The organism is Mycolicibacterium baixiangningiae, assembly GCF_016313185.1.
Lineage (GTDB): Bacteria > Actinomycetota > Actinomycetes > Mycobacteriales > Mycobacteriaceae > Mycobacterium > Mycobacterium baixiangningiae.
The window spans coordinates 471349-489490 of the sequence record NZ_CP066218.1; the positions used below are offsets into that span (position 1 = coordinate 471349).

The following is an 18142-nucleotide window of genomic DNA, read 5'->3' on the forward strand; positions in this document are numbered from 1 at the left end:
GTGTTGCGTTGGGTCAGCCCCCTCAGGGCGCGGAGCGGGGTAGGTATGAAACATGACAACCGCACTTGCACAGGAAGACACCGCCGTCGACCTCGGCGCGTCTTTGACGGCTGTTCGCCGCGTCCTGCCGTCGGCGGGGTACGGCGTCACGGCGACGGACCTGATCGACCGTGGGGCGGCACGATGGGTGAGAGCGCACGGCGTCTCGGTCTTCGCGCAGAACGAGGACGATTTGGAGGTGCTGGCGCGCAACAGCATCCGTCCGGTCCAGGTCGTCCTGCGGTGCGGCTCGACACCGGAGACGATCCGCCGTGCGGTGAATGCCGGCGTCTCGCGGTTCGTGGTGTGCACTGCCGCCGAATCGGCGCTTCTGGCCGAGTTCGCCCACCGCACCAAGTACATCTATCTAGGCGGCGGTGCGCCGGTCCCCGTACCTCACCGCCGACTACAGGTCATCGGATTACATTGCGAAGTAGATGATTCCAGCGGCCGGATCGAATGGGCAGACGCCACTGAGCGGATGCTCTGCAGGCTGGCCTACCTACGCTCCTGCGCATTGCGTCCGGTGCGGTTGACCCTGACAGGACGTCCGACGCCCCAGGGGCGCTGCGCGTCGGCCGAGGAAACATCGCTCATCGCCTCCGCAGTCCGCGACGCCCTCGACGAGGGATGCCATCGGTGGCGATTGAACCGCCCCAAAGTCCTCCTGGGTCCCGGCCGCCTCGCCGGTATGGACACCGTGGCCGCTTGAGTATTGCCCCGCAGCCAACCGTTTTCTGTGGTCGTCTCCACCCGGTACGAGAAATCGTCGATCATTGTGGGGAATGCCGGACCGGGGCGATGAGGGGATGAGACGGTGGCTTCGACGCACGAACAGTCCCCCGGGCGCCACTTCGGATGACACCGCGTTGACACTGCCGCGGTGCTCCGGGTGTCGACGGGTTGATTCAGCTGGTGGCGGGACCCGCGGCCGAGGATCCCTGCATCCTGCCCAGGAATTCGTGGCACTGGCGCGCCCGCGCCGAGTCCTCGGACATCACCTGTTCGAAGAACGACGCGATGTCGTCGAGGCCGGCGTTGCGTGCGTCCCGCACGTACTGCCCGTAGTCGTGCCCCGCTTTGAGCGAGTGGTACTGAACTGAGATCAAGTCGAACGTCACATCGTCGAAGCCGGTCTCTCCAGTAGCCATGTCTTCCTCCGATCCGAGTTTTTTCTGGGATACCGCAGGCACTACCCGGCGCCGGTATCTGTAAACGAGGCGATGTGAACGCGTCCATCCCGGCGCGGCGACCGGGCGCCTAGTTTCTCGTGGCCGGGTCGGGGGCCGTACGTAGGACGAGCACGACCGCCGCGGAGATCACCATCATCACCCCGACCGCCCACATGCCCGCCCTGGCCGAGTCCATCGCATCGTCGAGGGCACCGGTCAGGTACGGGGCGGCGAATCCGCCCAGATTGCCGACGGAGTTGATCAGCCCGATCGCACCGGCCGCGGCGGCACCGGTGAGGAACCGTGACGGCAGGGCCCAGAAGCTGGGGATCGCGCTGAACACCCCCATGGCGGCGAGCGTCACCGGGATCATCACCAGCACCGGGCTGTCGAGGTACAACGCGACCGGTATCGCCAGCCCGCCGATCAGCATGGGAATCGCGACGTGCCAGGCGTGTCCGCCGGTGCGGTCGGCGTGGCGCGACCACAGGTACATGGACACCGCGGCGAACGAGTAGGGGATCGCGGTGATCAGCCCGACCTGCTCGATGGACAGCGTCAGCCCGAAGCTTTCGCGGAAACCGGCGATGATGGACGGCAGGAAGAACGCCAGCGCATACAGGCCGTAGGCGACGCCGAAGTACACCACCGCGAGCGCCCAGACCCGCGGGCTGGTCAGCGCACGCCGCAGCGGGAAGTCGAACCGGCTGCTGACCTCGCGCTCCTCTGCCGCAAGAGCATCTGTCAGCCAACGCTTTTCGTCGTCGGGCAGCCAGGTGGCGTCGGCGGGCCGATCGGTCAGGTAGAACCAGCACACGACGCCGAGCACGATCGCCGGGAGACCCGAGCAGATCATCATGACCTGCCATCCGGCCAGCCCGAACAGTCCGTCGCCGACGTCGATCAGCCACGCGCCCACCGGTGTGCCGACCGCCGCGGCGACTGGACTGGCCAGCATGAACATCGCGACGACCCGGGCCCGGTAGGCACCCGGGAACCAGCGGCTGAGGTAGAAGATCACGCCGGGGAACAGCCCGGCCTCGGCCATCCCGAGCAGGAAGCGCAGCGCCAGCAGGGTCGGGGCGTTCGGCGCGAATCCGATGGCGACGACCACGATCCCCCAGGACACCGCGATGCGGGCCAGCCACCGGCGCGCCCCGAACCGGTGCAGCGCGAGGTTGGACGGTACTTCCACGAGGACGTAGCCGATGAAGAAGATGCCCGAGGCGAAGCCGAACATCGTGGCCGACAGCTGCAGGTGCGCGCTGATGTCGGCCTTGGCGATGCCGAGATTGGTGCGGTCCAGATAGTTGACGAAGTACAGCGCCATCAGGATCGGGACGGTGCGCCACATGACCCTGCGCACCGTGCCGTGCCGCGTCGTCACGCCGTGATCGTATGCTGCCGGCCCGCCGGGGGCCGGTGTCTACGTCAGGCGCAGTCGGCGCAGATCAGCGCGTCGCCGGCGTTGCGGGCCAACCGGCTGCGGTGGAACACCAGGAAACAACTCGTGCAGGTGAACTCGTCGGCCTGCTTGGGGATGACCCGCACGGTGAGTTCCTCACCGGACAGATCGGCCCCGGGGAGTTCGACGGACTCCAGCGGGTCGGCGTCTTCGAGGTCGAGGACTGCTGCGCGGGCATCGCTGCGCCCGACCGGCAGTTCGTCGAGCGAGTCGGTTTCCAGGTCTTCTTGCTTGCGGCGCGGTGCGTCGTAGTCCACGGTCATGATGACTGCCTCTTGGGTTGTAGCGGCGAATGGCACAGCACTCAACGGACGCTGATCGCCTGTTGTTCCCGGCTGGCGGACCCATCAAACACGTCGCACATTACGGATCGCGAGGCAGCCCCAGTAAACGCTCGGCGATGATGTTCAATTGGACCTCCGTCGTGCCGCCGTAGATCGTCGTCGCGCGGCTGCCGAGCAGGTATTCCACCCACGTGAACTCCAGGGAATCCGGTTCGGCGAGCACGCCGTCGGTGCCGAACGACGACACCGCGAACTCCGCATAGCCCTGACCGGTCTTCATCGACAACAGCTTGGAGACGGCCGCCGACGGCATCGCGTCCCCGCCGGCCAGCGTCAGCAGCGTCGAGCGCAGGTTGAGCAGTTTGGCGGCGTGCCCTTCGGCGATCAGCTGCCCGGCCTTGTTCTGGCCGATCCGATCGAAGTGGCCGTCGCGGATGAATCCGACGAAACCGTCGAGCGTGGCCAGGAACGGTGGCTCGCTGCTGCCGATCGACACCCGCTCGTTGGTCAGAGTGTTGCGGCTGACCTCCCAGCCGCGGTTGACCTCACCGAGGACGAGTTCGTCGGGGATGAACACGTCGTCGATGAACACCGTGTTGAACATCGCGTTGCCGGTCAGCTCGCGCAGCGGTTTGACCTCGACGCCTTCGCTGTTCATATCGAGCAGGAAGTACGTGATGCCATTGTGCTTCGGCGCGCTGGCGTCGGTGCGTGCGAGCAGCGCACCCCACTGGGAGTACTGCGCGCCGGTGGTCCAGATCTTCTGGCCGGTGATGCGCCAGCCGCCGTCGACCTTGGTGGCCTTGGTGGTCAGGCTCGCCAGATCGGATCCGGCTCCCGGCTCGGAGAACAACTGGCACCAGATCATCTCGCCGCGGAAGGTGGGCGGCAGGAACCGCTGCTTCTGCTCGTCGGTGCCGAACGCCACGATCGAGGGGATCAGCCAGGCCGCGATCCCCATCTGCGGGCGCTTGACCCGCCCGGACGCGAACTCCTGGGCGATGAGGATCTGCTCCACCGGACCGGCGCCACGTCCCCACGGCTTGGGCAGGTGCGGCACCACCCAGCCGCCCTCGGCGATCGCGACGGTGCGGTCCTCGCGCGGCAGCGCCTTGAGCCCGGCGACCTCGGCGCGGATCTCCTCGCGCAGCTTCTCGGTGTCGGGGTCGAGGTCGATGTTGATCGGGCGCATACCCGTGGTGGTCGCCGTGTCGACCACGTGCTGCGGGTAATCCGATCGGCGGCCGAAGGCGGCGGCGAGCACCAGCGCGCGGCGGTAGTAGACGTTGGTGTCGTGCTCCCAGGTGAAGCCGATGCCGCCGTGCACCTGGATGCACTCCTGGACGCAATACTGCGCAGCGGTCGGGGCGAGCGTCGCGGCGACGGCGGCGGCGAACTCGAAATGTGAATCCGCTGAACCGTTTTCGCGGGTCCCGTCGAGGGCGCGCGCGGCATCCCACACTGCGGCCGTGGCCCGCTCGGTCTGGGCGATCATGTCGGCGCACTTGTGTTTGATGGCCTGGAACTGGCCGATCGGCCTGCCGAACTGTTCGCGGATCTTGGCGTAGGCGGCCGCCGTATCGGTTGCCCACCGCGCCACGCCGATCGCCTCGGCGGACAGCAGGGTGACGATCAGCGCCCGGGCCACCGGACGGGTGAGGCTACGCAGCACGCGGTCGTCACCGATCTCGACGGCGTTCGCGCGCACGTGGGCGACGGGCCGCAGCGGGTCGACGCTCGCCACCGGTTCGATCTCCAGTTGTTCTGCGTCGAAGACCACCCATTCGTCCCCGCTGCTCGCATCGTCGAGGCCGGCGACGGGCAGCACCAGGACGGAGGCCTGCGCGGCGGCGGGTACGGCGCGCACCTCGCCGCGGACGACCAACCCGTCCCCGTGCCGGGTGGCGGTCAGGCCGGAATCGATCGCGTAGGCGGCGATGACGTCACCGGAGGCCAGGTCGCTGAGCACTTTGGCGTCGGGGTCATGGGCGGCGATCAGCGCACTGGCGATCGCCGAGGGGACGAACGGGCCGGGAACCGCGCCATAGCCGAATTCGGCCAGCACGATGGCCAGTTCGAGGATGCCGAAGCCCTGGCCGCCGGCGGACTCGGGGAGGTGGACACCCTGCAGCCCCTGCTCGGCCGCCGCCTTCCAGAACGGGGGTGGGTTGGGGACCGGGTTCTCGAGCGCATCGTGGAGCACTTCGGACGGCGCGACCCGCGCCACTAGGGAGCGCACGGAATCGGCGAGGGCGTTGTGCTCTTCGGTGATCGCAATGGGCATAGCTTCGTTGCCTTCCCTATTAACCGTTTGGTTGGGAGCCAGGCTACCTCGCGTCCGCGGCGGCCTCGATGCTCAGCGCCACCGTTTGGCGATCCACTTCGCGATGAGGTCGGCCTGCTCGCTGCGGGCACCCGGGGTGGTGAAGTAGTGGTCGGTGTCGATCGACGCGCTGGTCTTGTCCTCGCTCGAAAGCGCTTCGTGGATGCGTCGGGCGTCCGACGGGAAGACGCCGGTGTCCTGGTCGGCGGTGACCACCAGTGCGGGGCATCTGATGCGCGCGAGATGCGGTTCCGCGCGGGTCTGAGCGTGGCGCAGACTCCACATGCCGAGCCAGTTGCGCAGCGTCGCGGCCGCGGCGATTCCGTGTGCGGAGCGGTTGGCCTTGACCGGGGTGCCGACGTAGCAGGTGTTCGCCGGGCGGTTCGACGGTTCCAAGGTGGGATCGACCATGCGGAGGTCCGCCCATGTCCGCAGCACGGTGAACGGCCGGTCGGAGAAGCCGGCCGCGCGGACCCGCGTCCACTCCGATTCCACCCAGTCGGTGATCGCCTCGTTGCGCGCGAACTGCGCGGCGCGGTAACAATCCACGAATTCAGGGGAGTAGGGCGGCCCGTTGCGCTCGTCGAACGGGTCGAGCCCGGGATCGCTCGCCAGCGGATCCGCCTCGTCGACCACCGAGGCGTCCATCCACGCGGTCAGCACGTCCGGCCGGCCGGGATGAGCGGCGCTCGCGATGTAACCGTCCGCGGGCAGCAGGTCACCCAGGCCGGCCGCCGGCCGCATCCCGTCGAGCGGGGCGACATGCTTGTCGCACGCCTGTGCCTGATAGGCGGCCATCAACGAGCCGCCTCCGGAATTGCCCAGCAGGATCACGGTTTCGATGTTCTGCACCTCGTGCAGCCAGCGCACACCCACGCCGATGTCCACGAGTGCGTGATCGAGCAGGAAACTGCTCTCGAATCCGCGGAAGCGGGTGTTCCAACCGAGGAACCCGATCCCGCGGGTGGCCATGTAGTCGGCGAGATAGTGCTCGGAGAAGTCGATCTGGTAGTGCGCGGCGATGATCGCGACCTTGGGCCTGCGGCCCATCCCGCGGTGGTAGATGCCCTGGCAGGGATGGCCGCCCGAGCCCGCCCGCAGGGCGGCCGGAGAGTTCAGCCCGACGAATTCCCTTGTGACGCCGGGCGTTTTCGACATCGAACTTCTGGTCACTGGATCCTCTCGCTCGAGGCGCCGATCGACCGATCGTAGAGTCGAGCCGCCCCGTTGGCAGCGGGTTGCGCGAAAATAGCTGTGGCGCACAGGGTGTCAGTACAGGCGCGGATCGGCGAGTTGGTCGATCATGACGGTGAGCTGGTCGACGAGCTGCTCTGGCGCGAGCGCCACGTCGCCGGCCAGCCACGCGCTGATGGTCTGCCCGACGCCACCCACGGCGAAGTGGGCGGCGGCTTTGATCCGGTCGTTCTCGGACTGCCGGAGTGCGGCGCTGGCATGCCTGCCGGACAGCATCGCGAACAGTGCGCCGGACTCGGCGCGTTTGCGCGTGACGACGGCGTTGGACAGGTGTGAGCTGAACAGCAACCGGCCGATCCTGGGGTCTTCGGAGATGGTGCGGACGATGTCGGTCATCACCGCACGGCTCTGTGCGCGCGGCGGTGCGGCGGCCGCAGCGGCCTGTGTCGTCGTGGCGATGCCGTTGATCACCCAGTCGAACACCGACGCGACGAAGTCGTCCTTGTCGGTGAAGCTCTCGTAGAAGTACCGGACCGCCACCCCGGCCTGCCGGCAGATCGCCCGGACCGTGAGGTCGGCGAGGTCGTGTCCGGGGGATCCGAGCAGGTCCAGGCCCCCTTCGAGGAAGCGCTGCCTGCGCTGCGCGAGGCGCTCCGGAGCCTCGACGCCGCGGTAGGGGCGGACCTGTCCCATGCGTCCATCTTGACACCCGTCGACGTGGCGGGAGAAAATCAGGAAACATTCGTTCTCACTTTCCGGGGGTGGCCGATGACGGTCAAGGAACCGCTTCCGCATGTCGAGCGTCCGGTCAGCGCACCGGCCCATCCCGACGCGCTCACCCCGCCGCCCACGCTGGCGCGCCGCGCGGCCGGCATGGAGGACGGCTTGATGGGCGTCGCGCTGCTTGCCGGCCCGGCGAACGTGATCATGCAGCTGGCCCGTCCGGGCGTCGGGTACGGAGTGCTCGAGAGCCGCGTCGAGAGCGGCCGCGTCGACCTTCATCCGGTCAAACGTGCCCGCACCACGTTCACCTATCTGGCCGTGGCAACCCGGGGGAGCGACGCGCAGAAGGCGGCGTTCCGTCGGGCGGTGAACAAGGCGCACGCGCAGGTGTACTCGACGGACGAAAGCCCGGTGTCCTACCACGCTTTCGACAAAGACCTGCAGCTGTGGGTGGCGGCATGTCTGTACAAGGGTGCGGTGGACATCTACCGGCTGTTCGTCGGAGAGATGGACGAGCAGGCCGCCGAAGAGCACTACCGCGACAGCATGACGATGGGCACCACACTGCAGGTGCCGCCGGAGATGTGGCCCGCCGACCGGGCGGCGTTCGACAAATACTGGCAGGAGTCGCTCGACAAGGTCCACATCGACGACACCGTCCGCGAATACCTCTATCCGATCGCGGCGTCGCGGCTGCGCGGGTTGAGACTGCCCGGACCGCTGCAGCGGCGCAACGAAGCACTCGCCCTGCTGATCACCACCGGCTTCCTACCGCAGCGCTTCCGCGACGAGATGCGGCTGCCGTGGGATGCCGAGCGGCAGCGCAGCTTCGACCGGCTGATCGGAGTGCTGCGCACTGTCAACCACGTCCTGCCGCGGTTCGTCCGGCAGTTCCCGTTCAACGTGCTGCTCAAGGACCTGGATCGGCGCATCCGCACGGGGCGCCCGCTGATCTGACGCGTCGCCGCGGCGTCGGCCAGACCCTCGGCGTGGCTGGCCGAAGGGTTGCTGATGTACCTACGCGCGGTCGCGCAGGACGGCTTGTTCGCGGCATCGACGCGCTGTCCGCGCCGGGTTGCTGGGCTGCCGTGGAGGAGTCGGTTCCGATGCCCGCCTCCGATCCCGAGGCCGGCGCGATGCTCAGCGCGATTCGACTGGTTGCGGAACCAAGGGGTGAGCAGGGTCACCGGGGCATCGGGCCGCCGTGCGTCTCGACACTTAGGTTGTGCAATGCTAACTTCAGCGAAAGTTAGCCTAGCCATACTTAAGGGGAGAATGCGGGGGCCGTGTGCTCCCGCGCGTAACGACCAATGGAAATGCCTACTGACACGCTCGCAGCGCCGAGAACCGCGTCTACCCGGGTCGACCGTGACGTGGTCAGCCGGTTTGCCACCTGCTGCCGTGCCCTGGGCCTGACGGTCAACGACCGGCAGCGCCCCGCCGACCTCCCCGCCGCCCGCACCGGATTCGCCGCGCTGACCCATATCGCGCACGAACAGTGCGACGCGTGGACCGGTCTGGCCGCCGCCGGGGACGTCTCGGCTCGCGTCGTCGAGGCGATCTGGTCGACCCGCGGCAGTGCGGGTGCGCTGCAGCGGCACGTCGAACTCGCGCCGGGTGCGCTGGGCTACCACTACGACAGCGGGCTGTACCTCCAGTTCCGGGCCGCCGACCCCGACGACTTCCAACTGTCCTACGCGGCTGCGCTCTGCGACAACGGCGCGTACGCCGACGCCGACGCGCTGGTGGGGGAGCTGATCGAGAAGCGCCCCGGATGGCCGCAGGCCCGCTGGCTTCGCGTCGCGATCCACCACCGCACGCAGCGCTGGTCGGATGTCGTCCGGCTGCTCACTCCCGTCGTCAACGATGCGTCACTCGACGCGACGTATGCGCACGCCGTGCGGATCACCCTCGGCATCGCCCTGGCCCGGCTCGGCATGTTCGCCCCCGCGATGTCCTACCTCGCCGAACCCGCGGGACCGGTCGCGGTCGCCGCGGTCGACGGCGGGCTCGCGAAAGGCCTCACGCTGCGTGCGCAGGGTGAGGAGGAGGACGCCGCCGAAGTCCTGCAGGACCTCTACGCGGCCAACCCGGAGAACGCGGAGATCGAGGCCGCGCTGACCGATCCGACGTTCGGGCTGGTGACCACCACCGCGGCCCGCGTCGAGGCACGCAGCAATCCGTGGGACCCCGAGACCGAACCCAGCGAATCCGATTTCGTCGACCCGGGCGCCAAGGACCGCAAGGCCCACCTGCTCGTCGAGGCCGAAGCCGAGTTGGCCGAGTTCATCGGGCTCGAAGAGGTCAAGTACCAGGTGGCGCGCCTGAAGAGTTCGGTGGCGATGGCCATCCGCCGCCAGGAGCGCGGTCTGGCCGTCGCCCAGCGCACCAACCACCTGGTGTTCGCGGGCCCGCCCGGCACCGGTAAGACGACGATCGCGCGCGTCGTCGCCAAGATCTATTGCGGCCTGGGGATGCTGCGCAAGGAGACCGTCCGCGAGGTGCACCGCGCCGACCTGATCGGCCAGCACATCGGCGAGACCGAGGCGAAGACCAACGCGATCATCGATTCCGCGCTCGACGGCGTGTTGTTTCTCGACGAGGCGTACGCGCTGGTGTCGACCGGCGCGAAGAACGACTTCGGGCTGGTCGCCATCGACACGCTGCTGGCGCGGATGGAGAACGACCGCGACCGCCTGGTGGTCATCATCGCCGGGTACCGCAAGGACCTCGACATGTTCCTCGACGCCAACGAGGGTCTGCGGTCGCGGTTCACCCGCAGCATCGACTTCCCCTCCTACGCGCCGGGTGAGCTCGTCGAGATGGCCGTGCGCATGGCCGAGAAGCGCGACAGCGTCTTCGACCCGGCCGCCCACGACGACATGGAGAAGTTGTTCGCCCAACTGGCCGAATCGTCGAGCCCGGACGCCAACGGCGTCGACCGGCGCAGCCTGGACATCGCCGGTAACGGCCGGTTCGTCCGCAACCTCGTCGAGCGGTCCGAGGAAGAGCGCGAGTACCGCCTCGACCATTCGGCCAACGACGACTTCACCGACGAGGAACTGATGACGATCACCGTCGACGACGTGCGCAAGTCGGCCGAACCGCTGCTGCGCGGTCTCGGGCTGACGGTGTCGGCATGACCGGCCCCGGCGACCGGCGGTCGTTCAGTTCGCGCACGCCGGCCAACGACAATCCCGAACGCGTCACCTACCGCCGCGGTTTCGTCACCCGTCACCAGGTGTCGGGATGGCGTTTCGTCATGCGCCGCATCGCTTCCGGCGTCGCGCTGCATGACACCCGGATGCTCGTCGACCCGTTGCGCACCCAATCGCGTGCGGTCCTCACCGGCGGGCTGATCCTCATCACCGGTCTCGCGGGGTGCTTCGTCTTCTCACTGATCCGTCCTGGCGGCTCCGCGGGAACCGACGCCGTGCTGGCCGACCGGTCGACGGCGGCGCTCTACGTGCGCATCGGCGAACAACTGCACCCCGTGCTCAACCTCACCTCGGCGCGCCTGATCGCCGGGCGGGCGGACAACCCGACAACGGTCAAGACCAGCGAGATCGACCAGTTCCCCCGCGGCAACCTGGTCGGCATCCCCGGCGCCCCGGAACGCATGGTGCAGAACGACTCCCGTGACGCCGAGTGGACGGTGTGCGACGCCTCCTCCGGTGCGAACACGGGGGTGACCGTGCTCGGCGGCCCGGTGGCCGACGGCGGTGAACGGGCCGAACCCCTCGCCGACGACCACGCCGTGCTGGTGTCGAACGACGCCGGCGCGTGGCTGTTGTGGGACGGCCGGCGCAGCCCGGTCGACCTGGCCAACCGCGCTGTCACCGACGCCCTCGGCTTCGGCGGCACCGCGACGGCGCCGCGGCCCATCGCGCCCGGACTGTTCAACGCCATCCCCGAAGCGCCTGCGCTCAGCGCTCCGCCGATCCCCGACGCCGGTACGCCGCCGCGGTTCCCGCTTCCGGTGGAGGCACCCGTCGGGGCCGTCGTCGCCGCCTTCGAGGCCGACAACACGATCCGCTACTACGCCGTGCTGCCCGACGGACTTCAACCCGTCTCGCAGGTCCTGGCCGCGATCCTGCGCAACACCAACTCCTACGGCCTGAACCAGCCACCGCGCCTCGGTGCCGACCAGGTGTCCCGGCTGCCGGTGTCACAACTCCTCGACGCCGATGCCTACCCGGCGGCACCTGTCACGGTCGTCGACGCCGCAGCCGAACCTGTTACCTGCGCCCAATGGACGAAACCGGCTGACGCCGAGCAGAGTTCGCTGAGTGTGCTGTCGGGGGCGGCGCTGCCGATGCCGGAGGGGATGCGCACGCTCGACCTCGTCGGGGCCGGTAACGGCGTGACCGCCGACCGGGTGGCGCTCGCGCCCGGGCGCGGTTACTTCGTCCAGACTGTCGGCCAGGAACCGGGATCGCCGACGGCGGGCTCGTTGTTCTGGGTCGGCGACACCGGGGTGCGTTACGGCATCGAACCGGGAGAAAACGACCAGACCATCGGCGCGCTGGGCCTTTCTGCGCCGCCCGTCCCCGTGCCGTGGTCGGTCCTGGCGCAGTTCGCCGCCGGGCCGACGCTGTCGCGTGACGACGCGCTGCTCGCCCACGACACCCTGACACCCGATTCGAATCCCGCGCGTCTGGAGAACCGATGAGCCGGCTGATCTTCGAGGCGCACCGCCGGCTGCCCCCGCCGGCGACCCGCAAGGGCACCATCACCATCGAGCCGCCGCCGGAACTGCCGCGGCTGGTGCCGCCGTCGCTGCTGCGTCGCGTACTGCCCTACCTGATCGTGCTGCTGATCGTCGGCATGATCGTGGCGCTGGTCGCGACCGGCATGCGCCTCATCTCGCCGACGACGCTGTTCTTCCCGTTCGTGCTGCTACTGGCCGCGACCGCCCTCTACCGCGGCAGCGACAACAAGATGCGCACCGAGGAGGTCGACGCCGAACGCGCCGACTACCTGCGCTACCTGTCGGTGGTGCGCGACAACGTGCGCGCCCACGCCGCCGAACAGCGTGCGGCGCTGGAGTGGTCGCATCCGGCGCCCGACGTGCTGACGACGATTCCCGGTACCCGCAGGCAGTGGGAACGCGATCCGCGTGACGGCGATTTCCTGGTGCTGCGCGCCGGTCTGCACGACACCCCGCTCGACACCACGCTGCGGGTGAAGGACACCGCCGACGAGATCGACCTCGAGCCGGTGTCGCACACCACGCTGCGCGGCCTGCTCGACGTCCAGCGCACCGTGCGCGACGCGCCGGCGGGCATCGACATCACGAAGGTCTCGCGGATCACCGTGTCCGGCGAAACGGACGAGGTGCGCGGGGCACTGCGGGCCTGGATCGCCCAGGCCGTCACCTGGCACGACCCGAGCCTTCTCGGGGTGGCGCTGGCCGCCCCCGACGTCGACGGGGACGACTGGTCGTGGCTGAAGTGGTTGCCGCACACCGACGTTGCGGGCGAAGCCGACGGCGTCGGGCCGGCCCGTCACCTGTCCGCCGACGTGGCCGGACTGCGCGCGTCGCTGGCCCCGGCACTGGCCGACCGCCCCGCCTTCCCCGGCGACTCCGACCGCGCGTTCCGCCACCTGCTGGTCGTCGTCGACGACCCCGACGCCGACATCGACGACCTGATCCGCACGCCCGGCCTGGTCGGCGTGACCGTCGTGCACCGGGTCGCGAACGCACCGCACCGGGAGCAGTACTCGAACCCGGAGCGGCCGATCCTGCGGATCGCCGACGGCAGGATCGAACGGTGGCAGACCGGGGGCTGGCAGCACTACGTCGACTCCGCGGACACCCTCGGCGTCGCCGACGCCAGCCACCTCGCGCGGCGGCTGTCGCGCTGGGACTCCAACCCGAGCCACGCCCGCTCTACCACCACCGGCGGTTCGACCTTCACCACGCTGCTCGACATCCCCGACGCATCCGCGCTCGACGTGGCCGCCCTGTGGGCCCCGCGGCGCCGCGACGACGAACTGCGGGTGCCGATCGGCATCACCGCGACCGGTGAGCCGCTGTACTTCGACCTCAAGGACGAGGCCGAGGGCGGGATGGGACCGCACGGCCTGATGATCGGCATGACGGGCTCGGGCAAGTCGCAGACACTGATGTCGATCCTGTTGGCGCTGTTGACGACTCATTCCGCCGAGCGGCTGAACGTCATCTACGCCGACTTCAAGGGTGAGGCCGGCGCCGACATCTTCCGCGACTTCCCGCAGGTCGTCGCGGTCATCTCGAACATGGCCGAGAAGCGGTCGCTGGCCGACCGGTTCGCCGACACCCTGCGCGGTGAGGTCGCCCGGCGTGAACAGTTGCTCAAGGAGACCGGCCGCCGGGTGCAGGGCAGCGCGTTCAACTCGGTCACCGAGTACGAGGCCGCCATCGCGGCGGGCCATGACCTGGCGCCCCTGCCCACGCTGTTCGTGGTCGCCGACGAGTTCACCCTGATGCTCGCCGACCACCCCGAGTACGCCGACCTGTTCGACTACGTGGCCCGCAAAGGCCGCTCGTTCCGGATCCACATCCTGTTCGCCTCGCAGACCCTCGACGTCGGCAAGATCAAGGACATCGACAAGAACACCTCCTACCGCATCGGTCTGAAAGTGGCCAGCCCCAGCATCTCTCGCCAGATCATCGGGGTCGAGGACGCCTATCACATCGAATCCGGACGCGAGCACAAGGGCGAGGGCTTCCTGGTGCCGGCTCCGGGTGCGATGCCGATCAAGTTCCGCAGCACCTACGTCGACGGCATCTACGATCCCCCGCGGGTGGAGAAGTCGATCGTGGTGCGGGCACTGCCCCAACCGCAGCTGTTCACGGCATCGCGCGTGGAACCGGAACCGGACACCGTCATCCCGTCGGCCGAACCCGAGGTCGAGGCGGCGCCGCCACGGAAACTGATCACCACCATCGGCAGGCAACTGGCGCAGTACGGGCCAAGGGCTCCGCAGCTGTGGCTACCCCCGCTCGACGAGCCCATCGAGCTCGTCGAGGTGCTGCAGCGCTCGGCCGTGCCCGCGCGGCAATGGCAGTGGCCGCTCGGAGAGATCGACAAACCGTTCGAGATGCGGCGCGATCCGCTGGTGTTCGACGCCACCTCGTCGGCGGCGAACATGGTCATCCACGGTGGGCCGAAGTCGGGTAAATCGACCGCGCTGCAGACGTTCATGCTGTCCGCGGCTTCGTTGCACTCACCGCGCGACGTGACGTTCTACTGCCTCGACTACGGCGGCGGCAAGCTGGCCCCGATGGCCGGTCTCGCGCATGTCGGCAGCGTCGCCACACCGCTGGAGCCCGAACGGATCCGGCGCACCTTCGGCGAGCTCGAGCAGCTGCTGCGGGCCCGGCAGGCGCGTGGTGCCCGCGGCGACGCCTTCCCGGACGGCTACGGCGAGGTGTTCCTCGTCATCGACAACCTGTATGCGTTCAGCCGCGACAACACCGACACCTTCAACACGCGTAACCCGTTGCTGAACAAGGTGACCGAGTTGGTGAACTCGGGTCTGGCGTACGGCATCCACGTCGTCATCACCACACCCAACTGGCTCGAGGTGCCGCTCAATATGCGCGACGGGCTGGGGTTGCGGCTCGAACTCAAACTGCACGACAGCCACGACAGCAACGTGCGGATCGTCGGCGCCCTGCGCCGCCCCGCCGACAGCGTGCCCGCCGGCCAGCCCGGTCGCGGGTTGACGATGGCCGCCGAGCACTTCCTGTTCGCCACGCCCGCCTTCGAACTCATCCCCACCATCAACGCGCGGTTCCCCGAGCAGAGCGCACCCCCGGTGCGGCTGCTGCCGCACGAACTGGCGCCCGACGCGCTCGGGCCGCTGTACCCGGGGCCCGACCGGGTCGTCATCGGTCAGCGCGAGGAGGACCTCGCCCCCGTCGTCCTGGACTTCGCGCACAACCCGCTGGTGATGGTGTTCGGGGACAACCGATCCGGTAAGACGACTCTGCTGCGCCACATCATCCGCACGGTGCGGGAGAACTCGGGCGCCGACGACGTCGCGTTCACCGTCATCGACCGGCGCCTGCAACTGGTCGACGAACCGCTGTTCGCCGACAACGAGTACACCGCGAACATCGACCGCATCACCCCGGCGATGCTCGGGTTGTCGGCGCTGATTGAAAAGCGCCGTCCGCCGGTCGGTTTGACCCCCGAGCAGTTGCGCGAGTGGAACTATCGCGGCCACACCCACTATCTGATCATCGACGACGTCGACCAGATTCCGGACGGGCCCGCCGTCAGCGGACCTTACGTGGGGCAGCGGCCGTGGACACCGCTGATCGGGCTGCTCTCGCAGGCAGGCGATCTCGGGCTTCGGGTGATCGTGACTGCCAGGGCGACCGGATCGGCGCACGCGGTGATGACCGCACCGCTGCTGCGCAGGCTCAACGACCTGCAGGCGACCACACTGATGTTATCCGGCAACCCGCAGGACAGCGGCAAACTGCGCGGCCACCGGTTCAGCCGGCTGCCCGCGGGCCGGGCGCTGCTGCTCGGCGACAGCGACACCCCGACGTTTGTCCAGCTCGTCAATCCGCTTGTGGCCGAGTCTGCCGGCTCGACCCGCACCCATGGAAAGGACTACCGCTGATGACCCTTCGCGTCGTCCCTGAAGGCCTCACCGCCGCCAGCGCCGCGGTCGAGGCGCTGACCGCCCGGCTGGCGTCCGCGCACGCCGCCGCCGCACCGTTGATCGGGGTGGTCCTGCCGCCCGCGGCCGATCCCGTCTCGCTGCAGACCGCCGCCGGCCTGAGCGCCAACGGCGGCCGCCACGAGGCCCTCGCCACCCAGGGCGTCACCGAACTCGGCCGGTCCGGCGTCGGTGTCGGCCAGTCCGGTGCGAGCTACGCCGGCGGCGACGCACAGAACGCGTCCGCGTACCTGATCGCCCGCGGCTGACATGGTCAATTCCCCCGTCGCTCCGCTCGCCCTGGCGATGTTTTCCCCCGTCGCTCCGCTCGCCCCGTCATGACCGCCCCCATCTGGATGGCCCTGCCACCCGAGGTCCACTCGGCGCTGCTGTCCAGCGGCCCCGGACCCGGGTCGCTGCTGGCCGCAGCGGGGGCATGGCAGTCGCTGAGCGCCGAATACGCCTCGGCCGCGGCGGAATTGACCAGTGTGCTCAGCGCCGTCCAGGCCGGAGTGTGGGAAGGGCCAAGTGCCGAGCGGTACGTCGCGGCGCACACCCCGTACCTGGCGTGGCTGGCGCAGGCCAGTGCGAACAGCGCGGCGACGGCGGCGCAGCACGAAACGGCGGCCGTCGCCTACACGACGGCGCTGGCGACCATGCCGACGCTGCCCGAGCTCGCCGCCAACCACGCCACCCACGCAGTGCTGCTCGCGACGAACTTCCTCGGCATCAACACCATCCCGATCGCCGTCACCGAAGCCGACTACGTGCGGATGTGGATCCAGGCCGCCACGAGCATGAGCACCTACCAGGCCGTCGCCGGCGCCGCGGTGGCCGCTACCCCGACGACGTCGCCCGCACCCTTCCTGCTGGTTCCCGGCGTCGGTGAGGCGGGCCAGGCGATGGCGTCGGTGCAGCAGTTCGGGGCACAGGCCCAGGCGAGCGAATCCGGTTCGGCACTCAACATCTCCGAGAGCATCAACCAGTTGCTCGAGGACTACCTCCGCAGTGTCCCCGGGGGCGATTCGATCATCGACTTCCTGCGGGATCCCCTGGGCAACCTGCAGACGCTGCTCAACGATTTCATCACCGACCCGTCGGCCGCACTGGTGACGTGGGGTCCGCTCCTCCAGGCCCTGGCCTACCAGGTGTTCACCAACCTCGTTGGCTGGCCGACGTGGGGTCTGATCCTGGCCTCGCCGTTCCTGCTCGCCGCGCTCATCCCCCTCGGCATCGCCGGGCTGGTGTTGATCATCGACGCACTCAAACCCGAACTGGTGGAAGCGCCTGCCCCGCAGCCGGAATCGTCGGCACCCGCGCAGATGCCCCGGCCCGAGCAGCAGCAGGCGTTCCCGGTGGCCGGTGTGCCCGCAGGTGCCCCCGCGGCGCCCGCCCCGGCGCCGGCCGGCAGTTCAGCGGCCACCCCGGCCGCCCCCGCCCCCGCCGCGCCGGCGGCCGCACCCCTGGTGCCGTATGCGGTGCGGGGTGGCGATCCGGGCGAGGGGTTCACGCCGACGCTGCGCGACTCCGCCAGCGCCAAAGCGCCGGCCTCCGACATCCCGGCCGCAGCAGCGGCCGCGGCGGCGGCCTCGGCGGCCGCCCGGCGAAAGCGCAGGCGCCGCAAGGTCGCCGAGGTCAAGGGCCGCGGATACGCCGACGCCTACATGGATTACGAGGACGACCCCGACGAGCCGCCGGTCGACGAGCCCCGGGTGGCGGCGTCGACGCGCGGTGCGGGCCCGATGGGGTTCACCGGCACCACACCCGGCGCGGCGGATGCGCGGGCGACCGGGCTGACGACGCTGTCCCCGGACGCGTTCGGCACGGGGCCGGTCAGCCCCATGCTGCCCGGCACGTGGGACCCCGACGGCGAGCCGTCGTCCGGCGCCGATCCGGAGGGGGGACCGCGCACCTGACCAGACATTCAGTGCCCCAGCAGCTTTCCGCACGTCGAAAGGAACAACCATGAGCATGCTCGACGCCCACATCCCCCAGATCGTCGCCTCCGAGGCGGCCTTCGGCGCCAAGGCCGCGCTGATGCGAAGCACCATGGCCCAGGCCGAGCAGGCCGCACAGTCCTCCCAGGCCTTCCACATGGGCGAGGCATCGGCCGCCTTCCAGGCCGCCCACGCCCGCTTCATCGAGGTCTCGGCGAAGATCAACGCCCTGCTCGACATCGCCCAGGTCAACCTGGGTGACGCGGCCGGCACCTACGTGGCCGAAGACGCGGCCGCCGCCAGCACCTACACCGCCATCTGACCGCCGAGACGTACACGCGAAA

Annotated in this window: 14 protein-coding genes and 1 pseudogene; 9 read left to right on the top strand and 6 right to left on the bottom strand. The window is 69.3% G+C overall.

Going from position 1 to position 18142, the window contains the following annotated elements:
* The first annotated feature begins 52 nt into the window (after nt 1-52).
* A complete protein-coding gene (locus I7X18_RS02210; RefSeq protein WP_193044765.1) occupies nt 53-751 on the top strand; it encodes a type III PLP-dependent enzyme domain-containing protein in 699 nt (232 codons plus the stop codon).
* 196 nt (nt 752-947) lie between these two features.
* On the opposite strand, the gene I7X18_RS02215 is transcribed toward I7X18_RS02210, so the two are convergent.
* From I7X18_RS02215 to I7X18_RS02240, 6 genes are all read right to left on the bottom strand, one after another.
* Nucleotides 948-1190: an acyl carrier protein gene (locus tag I7X18_RS02215; protein WP_193044764.1), complete on the bottom strand. Its 243-nt coding sequence runs from the start codon at nt 1188-1190 to the stop codon at nt 948-950.
* 109 nt (nt 1191-1299) lie between these two features.
* On the bottom strand, nt 1300-2565 hold the full coding sequence (locus I7X18_RS02220; protein WP_193045018.1) for an MFS transporter: 1266 nt from the start codon (nt 2563-2565) through the stop codon (nt 1300-1302).
* A gap of 77 nt (nt 2566-2642) precedes the next feature.
* The gene (locus I7X18_RS02225; RefSeq protein ID WP_193044763.1) at nt 2643-2939 is read right to left on the bottom strand and encodes a DUF4193 domain-containing protein; all 297 of its coding nucleotides are present in this window, start codon (nt 2937-2939) and stop codon (nt 2643-2645) included.
* A 100-nt stretch (nt 2940-3039) separates the two neighbouring features.
* A complete protein-coding gene (locus I7X18_RS02230; protein WP_193044762.1) occupies nt 3040-5244 on the bottom strand; it encodes an acyl-CoA dehydrogenase family protein in 2205 nt (734 codons plus the stop codon).
* Between the two features lie 72 nt (nt 5245-5316).
* Complete coding sequence (locus I7X18_RS02235) at nt 5317-6441, bottom strand: alpha/beta hydrolase (RefSeq protein ID WP_226862966.1); 1125 nt, start codon at nt 6439-6441, stop codon at nt 5317-5319.
* Nucleotides 6442-6552: 111 nt separating this feature from the next.
* Complete coding sequence (locus I7X18_RS02240; protein WP_193044760.1) at nt 6553-7170, bottom strand: TetR/AcrR family transcriptional regulator; 618 nt, start codon at nt 7168-7170, stop codon at nt 6553-6555.
* Nucleotides 7171-7245: 75 nt separating this feature from the next.
* Here I7X18_RS02240 and I7X18_RS02245 point away from each other — a divergent pair, with 75 nt between their 5' ends.
* The 8 genes and pseudogenes from I7X18_RS02245 (at nt 7246) to esxG (ending at nt 18120) form a co-directional block, all read left to right on the top strand.
* Entirely contained in the window at nt 7246-8157 is a 912-nt protein-coding gene (locus I7X18_RS02245; RefSeq protein WP_193044759.1) for an oxygenase MpaB family protein, read from the top strand.
* 18 nt (nt 8158-8175) lie between these two features.
* Nucleotides 8176-8315: pseudogene (locus I7X18_RS30030) on the top strand (class I SAM-dependent methyltransferase); the annotation flags it as partial.
* 195 nt (nt 8316-8510) lie between these two features.
* Nucleotides 8511-10343 carry a type VII secretion AAA-ATPase EccA gene (gene eccA / locus I7X18_RS02255; protein ID WP_193044758.1) on the top strand — a complete coding sequence of 611 codons (1833 nt, stop codon included), beginning with the start codon at nt 8511-8513 and terminating at the stop codon, nt 10341-10343.
* The gene (gene eccB, locus I7X18_RS02260) at nt 10340-11872 is read left to right on the top strand and encodes a type VII secretion protein EccB (protein ID WP_193044757.1); all 1533 of its coding nucleotides are present in this window, start codon (nt 10340-10342) and stop codon (nt 11870-11872) included. Before eccA ends, eccB begins: the two co-directional genes overlap by 4 nt.
* Nucleotides 11869-15822 carry a type VII secretion protein EccCa gene (gene eccCa / locus I7X18_RS02265; RefSeq protein WP_193044756.1) on the top strand — a complete coding sequence of 1318 codons (3954 nt, stop codon included), beginning with the start codon at nt 11869-11871 and terminating at the stop codon, nt 15820-15822. Before eccB ends, eccCa begins: the two co-directional genes overlap by 4 nt.
* On the top strand, nt 15822-16130 hold the full coding sequence (locus tag I7X18_RS02270; protein ID WP_193044755.1) for a PE family protein: 309 nt from the start codon (nt 15822-15824) through the stop codon (nt 16128-16130). The genes eccCa and I7X18_RS02270 overlap by 1 nt, the downstream gene beginning before the upstream one ends.
* Nucleotides 16131-16199: 69 nt before the next feature.
* Nucleotides 16200-17777 carry a PPE family protein gene (locus I7X18_RS02275; protein WP_193044754.1) on the top strand — a complete coding sequence of 526 codons (1578 nt, stop codon included), beginning with the start codon at nt 16200-16202 and terminating at the stop codon, nt 17775-17777.
* 49 nt (nt 17778-17826) lie between these two features.
* Nucleotides 17827-18120, top strand: a complete 294-nt coding sequence (gene esxG, locus I7X18_RS02280) for a type VII secretion system protein EsxG (RefSeq protein ID WP_193044753.1) — start codon at nt 17827-17829, stop codon at nt 18118-18120.
* Nucleotides 18121-18142 lie beyond the last annotated feature (22 nt).

Excerpts from the sequence above, each read along its gene's own strand:
- I7X18_RS02210 (WP_193044765.1), top strand. The coding sequence starts at position 53 with ATGACAACCGCACTTGCACAGGAAGACACCGCCGTCGACCTCGGCGCG.
- I7X18_RS02215 (WP_193044764.1), bottom strand. The coding sequence starts at position 1,190 with ATGGCTACTGGAGAGACCGGCTTCGACGATGTGACGTTCGACTTGATC.
- I7X18_RS02220 (WP_193045018.1), bottom strand. The coding sequence starts at position 2,565 with ATGTGGCGCACCGTCCCGATCCTGATGGCGCTGTACTTCGTCAACTAT.
- I7X18_RS02225 (WP_193044763.1), bottom strand. The coding sequence starts at position 2,939 with ATGACCGTGGACTACGACGCACCGCGCCGCAAGCAAGAAGACCTGGAA.
- I7X18_RS02230 (WP_193044762.1), bottom strand. The coding sequence starts at position 5,244 with ATGCCCATTGCGATCACCGAAGAGCACAACGCCCTCGCCGATTCCGTG.
- I7X18_RS02235 (WP_226862966.1), bottom strand. The coding sequence starts at position 6,441 with ATGTCGAAAACGCCCGGCGTCACAAGGGAATTCGTCGGGCTGAACTCT.
- I7X18_RS02240 (WP_193044760.1), bottom strand. The coding sequence starts at position 7,170 with ATGGGACAGGTCCGCCCCTACCGCGGCGTCGAGGCTCCGGAGCGCCTC.
- I7X18_RS02245 (WP_193044759.1), top strand. The coding sequence starts at position 7,246 with ATGACGGTCAAGGAACCGCTTCCGCATGTCGAGCGTCCGGTCAGCGCA.
- eccA (WP_193044758.1), top strand. The coding sequence starts at position 8,511 with ATGGAAATGCCTACTGACACGCTCGCAGCGCCGAGAACCGCGTCTACC.
- eccB (WP_193044757.1), top strand. The coding sequence starts at position 10,340 with ATGACCGGCCCCGGCGACCGGCGGTCGTTCAGTTCGCGCACGCCGGCC.
- eccCa (WP_193044756.1), top strand. The coding sequence starts at position 11,869 with ATGAGCCGGCTGATCTTCGAGGCGCACCGCCGGCTGCCCCCGCCGGCG.
- I7X18_RS02270 (WP_193044755.1), top strand. The coding sequence starts at position 15,822 with ATGACCCTTCGCGTCGTCCCTGAAGGCCTCACCGCCGCCAGCGCCGCG.
- I7X18_RS02275 (WP_193044754.1), top strand. The coding sequence starts at position 16,200 with ATGACCGCCCCCATCTGGATGGCCCTGCCACCCGAGGTCCACTCGGCG.
- esxG (WP_193044753.1), top strand. The coding sequence starts at position 17,827 with ATGAGCATGCTCGACGCCCACATCCCCCAGATCGTCGCCTCCGAGGCG.